The organism is Microbacterium sp. LEMMJ01 (assembly GCF_002114135.1).
In the GTDB taxonomy this organism is placed as follows: Bacteria; Actinomycetota; Actinomycetes; order Actinomycetales; family Microbacteriaceae; genus Microbacterium.
Map to the genome: position 1 here is coordinate 239,211 of NZ_NCTV01000036.1, position 11,872 is coordinate 251,082.

14 protein-coding genes are annotated in these 11,872 nt (G+C 67.8%); 10 read left to right on the plus strand and 4 right to left on the minus strand.

Features of this window, described 5'->3' with window-relative positions; genetic code table 11:
- The first annotated feature begins 144 nt into the window (after positions 1 to 144).
- Positions 145 to 855 (plus strand): DUF4191 family protein, encoded by a 711-nt coding sequence (locus tag B7W94_RS16090; protein WP_025103588.1) that lies wholly within the window; start codon positions 145 to 147, stop codon positions 853 to 855.
- A 57-nt stretch (positions 856 to 912) separates the two neighbouring features.
- Here B7W94_RS16090 and B7W94_RS16095 read toward each other — a convergent pair whose 3' ends face one another.
- Complete coding sequence (locus B7W94_RS16095; RefSeq protein WP_025103589.1) at positions 913 to 2,100, minus strand: RimK family alpha-L-glutamate ligase; 1,188 nt, start codon at positions 2,098 to 2,100, stop codon at positions 913 to 915.
- An 18-nt stretch (positions 2,101 to 2,118) separates the two neighbouring features.
- Here B7W94_RS16095 and B7W94_RS16100 point away from each other — a divergent pair, with 18 nt between their 5' ends.
- Positions 2,119 to 2,607 (plus strand): ATP-dependent zinc protease family protein, encoded by a 489-nt coding sequence (locus tag B7W94_RS16100; protein WP_036292426.1) that lies wholly within the window; start codon positions 2,119 to 2,121, stop codon positions 2,605 to 2,607.
- 3 nt (positions 2,608 to 2,610) lie between these two features.
- Here the strand turns inward: B7W94_RS16100 and B7W94_RS16105 are convergent, their stop codons facing one another.
- Positions 2,611 to 3,006, minus strand: a complete 396-nt coding sequence (locus tag B7W94_RS16105; RefSeq protein WP_025103591.1) for an RDD family protein — start codon at positions 3,004 to 3,006, stop codon at positions 2,611 to 2,613.
- A gap of 147 nt (positions 3,007 to 3,153) precedes the next feature.
- Between B7W94_RS16105 and glnA the strand changes: the two genes are divergently transcribed.
- From glnA to B7W94_RS16135, 6 genes are all read left to right on the plus strand, one after another.
- A complete protein-coding gene (glnA, locus tag B7W94_RS16110) occupies positions 3,154 to 4,578 on the plus strand; it encodes a type I glutamate--ammonia ligase (RefSeq protein WP_025103592.1) in 1,425 nt (474 codons plus the stop codon).
- 204 nt (positions 4,579 to 4,782) lie between these two features.
- On the plus strand, positions 4,783 to 5,073 hold the full coding sequence (locus B7W94_RS16115; RefSeq protein ID WP_085607639.1) for a hypothetical protein: 291 nt from the start codon (positions 4,783 to 4,785) through the stop codon (positions 5,071 to 5,073).
- Complete coding sequence (locus tag B7W94_RS16120) at positions 5,073 to 6,365, plus strand: putative T7SS-secreted protein (RefSeq protein ID WP_367379571.1); 1,293 nt, start codon at positions 5,073 to 5,075, stop codon at positions 6,363 to 6,365. The genes B7W94_RS16115 and B7W94_RS16120 overlap by 1 nt, the downstream gene beginning before the upstream one ends.
- A 92-nt stretch (positions 6,366 to 6,457) precedes the next feature.
- Entirely contained in the window at positions 6,458 to 6,847 is a 390-nt protein-coding gene (locus tag B7W94_RS16125; protein WP_025103595.1) for a hypothetical protein, read from the plus strand.
- A complete protein-coding gene (locus B7W94_RS16130; RefSeq protein WP_025103596.1) occupies positions 6,844 to 7,128 on the plus strand; it encodes a WXG100 family type VII secretion target in 285 nt (94 codons plus the stop codon). The genes B7W94_RS16125 and B7W94_RS16130 overlap by 4 nt, the downstream gene beginning before the upstream one ends.
- Before the next feature lie 90 nt (positions 7,129 to 7,218).
- On the plus strand, positions 7,219 to 7,704 hold the full coding sequence (locus tag B7W94_RS16135) for a hypothetical protein (protein WP_085607643.1): 486 nt from the start codon (positions 7,219 to 7,221) through the stop codon (positions 7,702 to 7,704).
- A gap of 66 nt (positions 7,705 to 7,770) precedes the next feature.
- Here the strand turns inward: B7W94_RS16135 and B7W94_RS16140 are convergent, their stop codons facing one another.
- The gene (locus B7W94_RS16140; protein WP_025103598.1) at positions 7,771 to 8,163 is read right to left on the minus strand and encodes a VOC family protein; all 393 of its coding nucleotides are present in this window, start codon (positions 8,161 to 8,163) and stop codon (positions 7,771 to 7,773) included.
- A gap of 136 nt (positions 8,164 to 8,299) precedes the next feature.
- Here B7W94_RS16140 and B7W94_RS16145 point away from each other — a divergent pair, with 136 nt between their 5' ends.
- Together B7W94_RS16145 and B7W94_RS16150 are read left to right on the plus strand one after the other, a co-directional pair.
- Positions 8,300 to 9,679 carry a serine/threonine-protein kinase gene (locus B7W94_RS16145; RefSeq protein WP_139833344.1) on the plus strand — a complete coding sequence of 460 codons (1,380 nt, stop codon included), beginning with the start codon at positions 8,300 to 8,302 and terminating at the stop codon, positions 9,677 to 9,679.
- 148 nt (positions 9,680 to 9,827) lie between these two features.
- The gene (locus B7W94_RS16150) at positions 9,828 to 10,931 is read left to right on the plus strand and encodes an AI-2E family transporter (protein WP_374460143.1); all 1,104 of its coding nucleotides are present in this window, start codon (positions 9,828 to 9,830) and stop codon (positions 10,929 to 10,931) included.
- On the opposite strand, the gene B7W94_RS16155 is transcribed toward B7W94_RS16150, so the two are convergent.
- The gene (locus B7W94_RS16155) at positions 10,932 to 11,852 is read right to left on the minus strand and encodes a diacylglycerol/lipid kinase family protein (protein WP_025103601.1); all 921 of its coding nucleotides are present in this window, start codon (positions 11,850 to 11,852) and stop codon (positions 10,932 to 10,934) included. It abuts the gene before it with no gap.
- Positions 11,853 to 11,872: the final 20 nt, after the last annotated feature.

An 11,872-nucleotide genomic window follows, 5' to 3' on the forward strand; every position in this document is an offset into this window, starting at 1 on the left:
GCCACGGTCCCGTCCGCGTGTTCATCCGCTCCGGGACGGGATCCGGAACCGGGCCGGACTGTGCAGGAGAGATCAGGCGCCGTCCTCTCCGCTGCACGCGAACGGCGGCATCGCAAGGCTCTCGGACTCGGTAGGCTGGTCTCCATGGCAAAGCGTGCTCCCGAACCCGAAAAGCGTCCTGGGTTCTTCTCCCAGATCAAGTCCCTCTTCCGGTTCACGCGCGAGGCCTACCCCTGGCTCCCCTGGGCGCAGGCCGCGATCCTCATCGGCGGCGTGCTCCTCGGTCTCCTGGCCGGCTACCTGATCCCGCCGTTCCAGGTGTGGACCCTCGTCCTGTGGGCCATCACCGGCCTCATGCTCGGCGTCCTCGGCGCCCTCTTCCTCATGACCCGACTTTCGACCTCGGCCATGTACACGAAGATCGACGGCATGCCCGGTGCGACGGGTCACGTGCTCAGCACCAGCCTGGGTCGTCAGTGGCAGGCCTCCGAGACACCGGTGGGCATCAACCCGAAGACGCAGGAGGCCGTGTACCGGACGGTCGGCCGCGGCGGCATCGTCGTCGTCGGCGAGGGCGCCCGCGGACGCCTCACGCGACTGGTGAACGAGGAGCGCAGCCGGGCGCAGCGCGTCGCCCACGGCGTGCCGATCACGGTGCTCTACGTCGGGCACGGCGAGGACGAGGTGCCGATCGCCGACCTCGCGAAGACCATCAAGAAGCTTCCGAAGGCCATCGACAAGGCCACCATGGCGGCCGTCATCCGCCGCATCGACTCGGTGTCGCAGTCGCTGTCGTCGCTTCCCATCCCGAAGGGGATCGACCCGACGAAGGTGCGGGCGCAGCGTCCGCGCTGACCCGCTCCCCGGAACCGCGAAGCGCGGCCGTCCTCATCGAGGGCGGCCGCGCTTCTCTCATTCCGAGAGCGGCTGCTTGGGGAGGCGGCGCACCTTCGCCCGCCGGCGACGACGCTCGGGGATCATCGAGCGCATCTCATCGAGCTTGCCGAAGCAGAACAGGCGGTCGTCGGCCTCGAGGACCACGTGCTTGCGCGGGTTCGGGATGACGCTGACCCCGCGGTGCAGCGTGAGCACCGTGATGTCGCGTTCCCACAGGCCCGCCTCCCCCAGCGTCTTGCCGACGAGGTCCGCGGCGCCGTGGACCATGAGCTCGGCGACGCCGTAGCCCGTGGAGACCGTGAGGCGCTGCCGCACGTCGATCTCCGGGAAGGCGACCTGACCGGCGATGTAGTCGATGATCGCTCCCGCGACGTCGAGCTTGGTCGCGGTCTCGATGCCCTGCAGGCCCGGGGAGGAGTTGACCTCCATCACCAGGGGTCCCTCGTCCCCCTCCAGCATGTCCACGCCGGCGACACGGAGGCCCATGATCTGGGCCGAGCGCACGGCGGCCCGCTCGTAGACGGGGTCGAGCTCGATCGCCTCGACCGAGCCGCCACGATGCACGTTGGAGCGGAACTCGTCTCCGGCCGCCGAGCGGCGCATGGCCGCGACCACGCGGTCCCCGACGACGAGCGCGCGGATGTCCCGCCCCCGGCTCTCAGCGATGAACTTCTGGATGAGCACGTTCTGCTTGGTGGAGTGGAGCGTCTCGATGATGGCCTCGGCCACCTTCACCTGAGGCGCGAGGATGACGCCGATGCCCTGGGTGCCCTCGAGCAGCTTGATCACCACGGGGGCGCCGCCGACGCGCTCGATCGCCGGTCGCACGTCGGCGCGGTTGCGCACGAAGGCCGTCGGAGGCATCGCGATGTTGTGCCGGGAGAGGATCTGGTTCGCCCGCAGCTTGTCGCGCGCGCTCGAGATGCCGTTCGCCGTGTTGGGGGTGTAGACGTCCATCTGCTCGAACTGCCGCACCACGGCGGTGCCGAAGTACGTGATCGAGTTGCCGATGCGGGGCAGGATCGCGTCGTAGTCGCTGAGCTGCCGGCCCCGGTAGTGCAGGTCGGGCTCATCGGAGGTGAGGTCGATCGCGAAGCGCAGCGTGTTGAGCACCTTCACGTTGTGGCCCCGCTGCAGTGCGGCCGCGCGGAGGCGTTGGGTGGAGTACGCCTGCGGCGCACGGGACAGCACTGCGATCTTCACGGGGGATTTCCTGCCAGGATGTATCAGGTGAGTAGGTCTACCCATTCAAACACCCTTACGGGGTGGCGCGAGTGGGTGAGCCTGCCCGATCTCGGCGTCGACTGGATCAAAGCCAAGATCGACACCGGCGCCCGCACCTCGTCCCTGCACGCGTTCGACATCCAGGAGTTCGAGCGCGACGGCGAGGCCTGGGTGCGTTTCCGCGTGAAGCCCTGGCAGGACAGCCAGGAGGACGCGGTCGTCGTGGAGTCCCCCATCCACGATCGCCGGGCCGTCCGGAGCTCGTCCGGGCACGCGCAGGAGCGTCTCGTCGTGCAGTTGATGATCCGGCTCGTCGACCGCGAGGTGATGGCCGAGGTCACGTTGAGCAACCGGGACGAGATGGGATTCCGCATGCTGATCGGCCGGGAAGCGCTGCGTCGCGGCTACGTCGTGGATCCGGCGCGTTCCTTCCTCGGAGGTCGCGCGCCCCGTGAGGCACGTCGGCGCAACCGCGGCCGCGCCTGAGCGTCAGGCGCGGATGAGGACCGTTCCCACGGCCTTGTCGTGCAGGCCACGCTGATCCGGATCCCACACCACGGCCGGGATCACGATCAGGAGCAGCAGCGTGCGCACGATCGGGCGCCACAGGCCGACCCATCCGCCGTCGAGACGGACGACGCGCATGCCGAGGATGCGGTGCCCGGGGCTGCCGCCCGCGGTCGGGATGAAGAGGATCTGCACCACGCCGAAGATGAGCAGCGTGGCGAACGGGTCGTACTGGAAGAACGCGACGGAGAGGATGACAGCTGCCGTCCAGTCGATCGCGAGGGCCCCGATCCGACGTCCAGGGCGACCGATGCTCCCCGGTCCGGACTCCGGGAGTCCGAGTCGCTCACCGGGGTACGTGTTCACAGCATCCGTCACCCCTCCAGCCTACCGAGGCTGTGGATGCCCTCTGATCCTGCTCACGCTGTAACACGGACGAAACAAAGCGGATACCGTGGAGAAATCCCCCGTCCGTACTGTGCAGAGTGGCCCCGAAGCCATCGATCCGCATCACAGGAGTCGTACATGTTCAAAGATTCGTCCGAGGTACTGGCCTACATCAAGGAGAACGACGTCAAATTCCTTGACATCCGTTTCACCGACCTCCCTGGTGTGCAGCAGCACTTCAACATCCCTGCGGCGACGGTCGACGAGGCCTTCTTCACGGACGGACAGCTGTTCGACGGCTCCTCCATCCGCGGCTTCGCCAGCATCCACGAGTCGGACATGCAGCTCATCCCGGATGTGACGACGGCGTACATCGACCCCTTCCGCGAGGCGAGCACCCTCGTGATGATCTTCGACATCTACAACCCGCGCACCGGCGAGATCTACTCGAAGGACCCGCGTCAGGTCGCGAAGAAGGCGGAGAAGTACCTCACCTCCACCGGCATCGCCGACACCGCGTTCTTCGCCCCCGAGGCCGAGTTCTACATCTTCGACGACGTGCGCTACTCCGTGACCGCCGGCGAGAGCTTCTACAAGGTCGACTCCGAGGAGGCCGCGTGGAACACCGGCCGCGAGGAGGAGGGCGGAAACCTCGCCAACAAGACCCCCTACAAGGGCGGCTACTTCCCCGTCAGCCCGGTCGACAAGACGGCCGACCTGCGCGACGACATCACCCTCAAGCTCATCGATGCGGGCTTCATCCTCGAGCGCTCCCACCACGAGGTGGGAACGGCCGGCCAGCAGGAGATCAACTACCGCTTCGACACCATGGTGCACGCGGCGGACGACATCCTGAAGTTCAAGTACATCGTCAAGAACACCGCCGAGGAGTGGGGCAAGGTCGCCACCTTCATGCCGAAGCCGCTGTACGGCGACAACGGCTCGGGTATGCACACCCACCAGTCGCTGTGGAACGACGGCAAGCCGCTGTTCTACGACGAGGCCGGCTACGGTCAGCTCAGCGACATCGCGCGGTGGTACATCGGCGGCATCCTGGCGCACGCGCCGGCACTGCTCGCCTTCACCAACCCGACGCTGAACAGCTACCACCGTCTGGTCAAGGGCTTCGAGGCTCCGGTCAACCTGGTCTACTCGGCCGGCAACCGCTCCGCCGCGATCCGCATCCCGATCACGGGCTCGAACCCGAAGGCCAAGCGCATCGAGTTCCGCGCCCCCGACGCCTCGGGCAACCCGTACCTCGCCTTCGCCGCGCAGCTCATGGCGGGCCTCGACGGCATCAAGAACCGCATCGAGCCGCACGAGCCCGTCGACAAGGACCTCTACGAGCTTCCGCCCGAGGAGGCCAAGAACATCCCGCAGGTGCCGAACTCCCTGCTGGACTCCCTCGAGGCGCTCCGCGCCGACCACCAGTTCCTCCTCGAGGGCGGCGTGTTCACCGAGGAGCTCATCGAGACCTGGATCTCCTACAAGTACGAGAACGAGATCCTGCCGATCGCTCAGCGCCCGCACCCGTTCGAGTACGAGCTGTACTTCGGCGTCTGAGCCGACCGCGGATCGCGAGAGAGCCCGTCCCCATCTGGGGGCGGGCTCTTTCGCCGTCCGGGGGCCGGGAGATGACGGCAGTCCTACCCCTCCGTACTCATTCGAGGTTATTTCATTCACGGATCCAGACATATCGCTGTCTTCTGACTCCGTCTTCGCCTATGCTCGATCCCGCAGCCGGGGGGCTCGCAGGAAGAGGGCGGCATGTCGCAGGACTATGAGGTCGACACGGACGTGTTGCGGACGATGGCGGCGAAGACGCGGCGCATCGTCGCAGACATCGGGGCGACCGACCTCACCCCGCCGACGAGCGCCGGCCACGAGTGGGTGGTCGCAGCCTCTGAGCGGTTCGCCGAAGCCTGGTCTGCGGGCCTCGCAGCCCGGGTGACGGACTCCGACGAGTTCACCGAGCGTTTGGCGACGACGGCCCGGGTCTTCGACGAGGGGACGGATGCCGCGAAGGCCGAGGTCGACGCGATGATCTGGGAAGAATGATGGAGCTCGGGCAGACCGGCTCCGCCACCGCCCTCATCCCCGGCTCCCCCGGCGAGGTCAGGGCGACGGCCGAGGCATGGAAGGCACACGGCGTGGCTGCGGCACGGGTGCACGACCAGCTCGCGACGCTCGACGATGAGGGCACCTGGACGGGCGAGGCCTACGACGCCTACCTGACGCGCTTCGATCGTCAGCTGTTGCATTGGTCGAACGCCGGCGACGGGCTCCGCGAGGGCGCTCACGCCCTGTTCACCTGGGCGGATGCGCTGGAGTGGGCGCAGGAGGAAGCCGCGCGCGCCATCACCCTGTGGGACGAGGCCGAGCAGCAGGCCGCCACGGCACTGGCCGCGCACCGCGCATACGTCCGTGAGCTTCGGGTCGGGCAGGGCCTACGGCACCCGGAGGTGAAGGTGCCGTTCGTCGACCCGTCCGGTCCGGCGCATGAGCAGGCCAGAGAGGTACTGTTCAACGCCCGGGCGACACTGGAGGTCTTCGCCCGGGACTGCGCAGTCCGCTTGGACCAGGCTGCAGAGGCCGCGCGCATGCCGCTCACCGAGGCTGAGGCCGCGACCGCAGCCCAGCATGCCGTCACCGAGGCGGTGTTCACCCTTGCTGTCGTGCAGCCGTTCCAGGCCACGATGGACATGCTCGCCGTCTCCGCGCAGACGCTCTGGGAGCACCCGGACATCATCCTCGAACTCCTCGGCGGGGCTGCGACCTTCATCGGAGGCGCCGCACTCGCTGTCGGCGGCGCAGGCCTGACGGTGACCGGCGTCGGTGCCCTCGCCGGCGCTCCCGCCATCGCCGCAGCAGGCATCGGCGTCGCCGGCGTCGGTGCAGGACTCATCGGCGATGCAACCGGGCGGTCGTTCCGCGAAACCGACCGAGCCTCCGACTCCCGCAAGGGTGTCGATCGCGGGGATGGGCGCGACACCGGTGGGCGCTATGCGAATGGCCAGGAGATCAGGCCCTGGGTCGACAAGGAGAAAGTCGGACTCGACGAGTATGCCTCTGAGGCAGGGGTCGACGTGATTCGAAGGAAAGTTCACGTCACCTATGAGGGCGCCCCGCAAGCGAGCCGCTCGTACGACGGGTTGGTCAAGAATAATGACGGGTCGAACACCTATACCGGAATCGAGGTCAAGTCCGGCTCGGCTATCGATGAGTATGGCAGGGCATCGAGCACCCAGCGCCAGTTCGACGATGCCGTAAACGCAGGTACGCCCGCGCGCGGCAAACTAGACGGTGATGACATCATCATCACGCGAGTAGAGAGCAGGGATGTCCCATGAGAGCGCCATTTACGCATGGCGAAGAAACACCCAGCGGGCAGCGCGGCTGGATCACGGACAGCTTCCGCCCCATTCCCGCGCATCTGAGGCTCATGCTGGGCCACCTGGACGGCGAGCGAAAGCTGACCTACATAATCTGGCCCGGATCCGATCCCTCCAGCACCGTGGGCTTCCGCGAGCCTGCCGGGGATACCTTCATGCAGGCGGCAGGCTCTGCCGACGCAATGACGGTGGAGGTGAAACTGCCTGGACCTGACGGTGAGAGCCACTTGTATACGGTCGGGCGTGCCGAGCCCGTCGACGGGACGACGACGCTGATCCCGATCAGTCAGACCCGTGCGGTGCGCGTGTTCTCGAACGAGGTGTTCACAGCAGACGAAGCCGCGGTCATCTTCTACACGTACTACCTCACCGACGCCGTCGCTCAGCCGTACGTCCTCCGCGAGCTCGACCTCAGCCAGGAGCTGTCGGAGGAACGATGAGAGTCGCGGTCCGCCACGACGCCATTAGCGACACGGTCGCGCGTCTCGCTCTCACCGTCCGGCGATTCGAAGACGCGCTCGATGGCCTCGACGCGGAGGCCACCCTGCTGCGATCCTCATGGTCCGGTGAGGCCCATGCCGCATACGACCGCGCCCACCACGACTGGGACACCGCCATCCGCGGCATGAAGGCCGCCCTCGCCGAAGCCAATCGACGACTCATCACCGCCAACGCCATCTCCATGGAGACCGCCAGCACCGCCGCCCGCCTCTGGAAGTGACGCTCATACGGTTCGGGATGGAACCCCCGCCCGCGCCAAACCGGACGGCGAAGACATCGTCGTCACACGAGTAGAAACGCAGGTTGTGCCTTGACGTTCAAGCCCACCCACGCCTCGGCCTCTCCCTCGGGACTCTACGGATTCGTCACGGACGCGTACCGTCCCATCCCTGACGAGCTCTGCTTCATGTTGGGACGCCTCGACGGGGAAACGAAGTTCACGTGCAGCATCTGGCGAGCCGAGAACCCTAAGAAGGGATTCGTCACGCCGGAAGACCTGACCGGCTCCTTCATCCAGGCGGCGGGATCAGCCGATGGCATTACTGTCGAAGTCCGACTTCTTGGACCTGACGGCAAGAGCCACCTCTATACGATCGGGCGCCCTGAGCCCGTCGACGGGACGACGACGCTGATCCCGATCAGTCAGACCCGTGCGGTGCGTGTATTCCCGAACGAGGTGTTCACAGCAGACGAAGCCGCGGTCATCTTCTACACGTACTACCTCACCGACACCGTCGCTCAGCCGTACGTCCTCCGCGAGCTCGACCTCAGCCAAGAGCTGTCGGAGCAACGATGAGAGTCTTGGAGACCGCCAGCACGCCGCCCGCCTCTGGCGGTAACGGCGCTCCGGGCAGGGCCCGCGTCAGCGCTCCTCGGCGACGATCTCGGCCTTGAAGCCCGCGGAGTTCTCCAGCCATCCGGCGTAGTGATCCGGCCCACCGGCGTGCGGGTAGCGCTCCGCGTACAAAGGCCGCCAGCCGTGCTCGGGCGCCGCCGCCATGATCGCGTCCACTCGGTCCCGCGGGCCCGCAGCGAAGGCGAGATGGTTCACGCCCGGGGCACGACGATCGTGTTCACTGCCGCTGAGGTTCGGGGATGTCGTGAGGGTGACATACGCGCCACCCGCCTCCCAGGACTCGCCCTCGGGCCACGCGCTGGCGCGGACGAAACCCACCGCACCGAGCAGCCACCCCCACTCCGCTCGCGACGACACGAGGTCGGCGACCCAGACCTCCACGTGGTGAATCCCTGCCATCCGTCCAGTCTCTCAGCTCCCCGTGGATCCTCCATTGCAGGTGTCGGGCTCTACGTCAACCCCAACGCGTCGCTTTTTTTGCGCGGATACGGTGAAGACATCGTCGGGATACCCGGTCCCGCCAGTGGAGGACGCCGTGATCACCCAGGAAGCCCCGCCCACCGCCGCGCTTCTGGACGGCCGCTACCGCCTGGCGGAGGCCGTCGGCATGGGCGGGATGGCGACCGTGTACCGCGCGGAGGACATCGCGCTCGAACGCACCGTCGCGGTGAAGATGTTCCGCGAGTCCGACGATGCCGTACTGTCCGTGGAGCGGGTGCATTCGGAGAAGGCGCTCCTCGCGGGCCTCAACCACCCGGGCCTGGTCACGCTCCTGGACGCGCACCTCGAGCCCGGACGACCGAAATACCTCGTGATGGAGTACGTGCCGGGACCGACGCTGAGCAAGCGCATGGCCCGCGCGACGGTGACCCCGCGCGAGATCGCCACGATCGGGGCGGACATCGCCTCCGCCCTCCACGCCGTGCACAGCGCCGGCATCGTGCACCGCGACATCAAGCCCTCGAACGTCCTGCTCACGCCGCCCTTCGACACGAACGGCAGGTGGAGCGCGAAGCTCGCCGACTTCGGGATCGCCTGCGCCATCGACATGTCCCGTGTCACCACCCCCGGGATCGTCCTCGGGACGCTGACCTACATGGCACCCGAGCAGCTGCGGAACGGCGACATCCGTCCCGCGGTCGACATCTACGCGCTCGGTCTCGTCCTGTTGGAGGCGCTCACCGGCAAGCCTGGGTTCGCCCCCACCCTCAGCGTCGAATCCGCCCTCGCCCGTCTCCACATCGCGCCGGAGATCCCCGCGGAGTTGGGATCGGAGTGGGCCGCACTGCTCACCGCGATGACGGCGATCGAGCCCGAAGCACGGCCGCACGCTCTGGAGGTCGAGAGCGAACTGCGCCGGCTGATCGATCTCCCCGTCACCGAAGAGGTGGCAACGGATGTCACCGTGCCGCTTCCCGCGCCGACCGCAGGCGCCCTCCCCCGGACGCGCGCCGAGGCTCGCGCCCGCCGTCGCGCCGCCGCGGCGCACCCCGCCCCGTCCCCGGCACGGCGTACGCGCCGTCGTCGCGAGTCTCTCCTCATCGCCGCGGTGGTCGTGCTCGGCGTGGTGACCACCGCCTCCGCAGCACTGCTCGGACACGGCGAGCAGGCTCTCGCGAGCTCGGGCGCCGTGTCCGATGGCGCGTCGAGGATCGTCGAGGGCGTCGAGGACCTCGTGCCGGTCGAGCCGGCTCCCGCGGACACCCTCGTCGACTCGGAGCCGGCAGAGACCGTCGCCGTCGAGCCGGTGGCCGCGACCCCTGTGGCACCGACCGCATCGGTCACCGAGTCGGTCGCCGAGGAGAGCCTGCCCGAGAACGCCGCACCGCAGGCGCAGGAGAACCGAGGCAAGAGCCCCGGCCGCGACGGCAACAACGGCAAGGGCAACAGCGGCAAGGGCAACAGCAGCCACTGATCCGACGCTCCCGACGCCCGCCGAGCCGGCGGGTGTCGCTGAGCAGCGCGCGGGACCGGGTGGAGGATGATCGAGTGTCGAGTATCGACAGAGGGAGGGGACCATGCGTCGCAGGAAGTTGATCGCACCGCCGGATCAGGCACCCAGCGTGTCCGCGCAGCGACGGTCGCCGTCGAGTGTGGTCGCCGGCGCCAGGGCGAACCCGTTCATGTTCGGTCTCCTCGGTGCCCTCGGGGTTCTCGTCGCGCTCATGATCGGCGGCATCGTCGGCCAGCTCGCCACCGTGCTGGTCTACATCGGCGTCGCGCTCTTCCTGGCGCTCGGCCTCGATCCGATCGTGCGGTTCATCGAGCGCAAGCTCCCCCGTCCGGCGGCGGTCGCCGTAGTCGTGATCGGGGTTCTCCTCGCCTTCGCCGGGATCATCCTCGCCATCGTCCCCACCCTCGCGGAGCAGATCGGGAACCTGATCAAAGACGGTCCGAAGATGATCGAGGACTTCACGAACAGCGCCTGGTTCCAGGACGTCAGCGGACAGTTCGGCGGCACGATCAAGGACGCCGTCGACGGCGTGGTCGGCTTCGTGCAGAACCCGGACAACTTCCTCGACATCGGCGGCGGTGTCTTCGCCGTCGGCGCCGGAATCGCCGGCGGCCTGACGGGCATCACGATCGTGGTCATCCTCACGCTCTACTTCATGGCGTCGCTGCGCAGCATGAAGCGGGTGGCTGCCCGGTTCGTCCCGGCGTACCAGCGCGACACGTTCAGCGAGCTCCTGGAGGACGTCTCCAGTGCCGTCGGGCGCTACGTCATCGGTCAGGCGAGCCTCGCGCTCACCAACGGCATCCTGAGCCTCATCTTCCTGACCATCATCGGAGCGCCGGTGCCGGCGCTGCTCGCACTGATCGCCTTCATCGGCTCGATGATCCCGCTCGTCGGAACCCTCTCGGCGTCGATCATCATCTCGCTCATCTGCCTGTTCGTCTCGCCGACGACCGCGCTGATCGCGATCATCTACTACCTGATCTACATGCAGATCGAGGCGTACGTGCTCTCTCCGCGGATCATGAACAAGGCCGTCGACGTCCCGGGCGCACTAGTCGTCATCGCCGCAGTGGCCGGTGGCGCGCTCGGCGGGATCCTGGGTGCGCTCGTCGCGATCCCGGTGGCCGCGAGCATCATCATCATCGTGCAGAAGGTCGTCTTCCCCAACCAGGACAGGAAGAAGACGCCGCCCGCGGTGACCGTCGCCTGATCAGCGGACGAGGACGGCGCCCGGCTGCACGCGCACGGTGAAGGCGTCGATCTCGCCGACCTCCTCGCCGTCGATCTCGAACATCTGCGGCGTGGCGAGCTGCACGCGGATCCGCTCCGCCGACACGTGGGTGGTGGAGTCCGTGCTGACCGCCTGATCGACGTTCCCGATCATGCGACGGATGCCGTTGTCCCAGACGACCGAGCGGACGGTGTCGAGCCACTGCAGCGCGCCGTCGGAGCTGATGAGCAGCATGTCGAGGAGGCCGTCGTCGAGGACGGCGTCCGGAAGCAGGCGGATGCCGCCCTGGAGCATGCCGCAGTTGCCGACGAGCAGCGTGTGCCCGCGCACCTCCTCCGGCTCGTGGTCGTCGAGCTGCAGCGTGATGTCCGTCATCTCGGTGCCGGCCAGTGCGCGCCCCATCGCCTCGACGTAGGCGAGCCAGCCGGCGCGATCCTTGAGGTCGTCGTTGGTCTCCACGAGCATCTGCGCGTCGACCCCGAAGCCGACCATGACGGAGAAGGCATGCTCCTCGCCGTCGAACTCCACCCAGCCGAGGTCGATGCGGTGGGGCTCCGAGTCGCGGATGTGCTCGAGCGCCGGCAGCACGCCCTCCAGCGGCACACCGAGGTTGCGCGCGAGCAGATTGCCCGTGCCCTGCGGCACGATCCCGAGAGCGACATCGGTTCCGACCAGAGCTTCCGCGACGGCGCGGATCGTGCCGTCGCCGCCGACCGCGATGACGAGAGCGCAACCCTCCTCCACGGCCTTCGCCGCGACGCCGCGCCCGGGGTCGTCCGGGGTGGTCTCCCCCCAGCGCACATCGGCTTCCTCGCCGAACGCGAGGGTCACCGCTTCCCCGAGGACATCCCGGTCGGACTTCGTCGGGTTCCAGATCACGCCGATGCGAGGAGAGGTCATACGCTCACTCTGAGCGACGG

Excerpts from the sequence above, each read along its gene's own strand:
- B7W94_RS16090 (WP_025103588.1), top strand. The coding sequence starts at position 145 with ATGGCAAAGCGTGCTCCCGAACCCGAAAAGCGTCCTGGGTTCTTCTCC.
- B7W94_RS16100 (WP_036292426.1), top strand. The coding sequence starts at position 2,119 with ATGTATCAGGTGAGTAGGTCTACCCATTCAAACACCCTTACGGGGTGG.
- glnA (WP_025103592.1), top strand. The coding sequence starts at position 3,154 with ATGTTCAAAGATTCGTCCGAGGTACTGGCCTACATCAAGGAGAACGAC.
- B7W94_RS16115 (WP_085607639.1), top strand. The coding sequence starts at position 4,783 with ATGTCGCAGGACTATGAGGTCGACACGGACGTGTTGCGGACGATGGCG.
- B7W94_RS16120 (WP_367379571.1), top strand. The coding sequence starts at position 5,073 with ATGGAGCTCGGGCAGACCGGCTCCGCCACCGCCCTCATCCCCGGCTCC.
- B7W94_RS16125 (WP_025103595.1), top strand. The coding sequence starts at position 6,458 with ATGCTGGGCCACCTGGACGGCGAGCGAAAGCTGACCTACATAATCTGG.
- B7W94_RS16130 (WP_025103596.1), top strand. The coding sequence starts at position 6,844 with ATGAGAGTCGCGGTCCGCCACGACGCCATTAGCGACACGGTCGCGCGT.
- B7W94_RS16140 (WP_025103598.1), bottom strand. The coding sequence starts at position 8,163 with ATGGCAGGGATTCACCACGTGGAGGTCTGGGTCGCCGACCTCGTGTCG.
- B7W94_RS16155 (WP_025103601.1), bottom strand. The coding sequence starts at position 11,852 with ATGACCTCTCCTCGCATCGGCGTGATCTGGAACCCGACGAAGTCCGAC.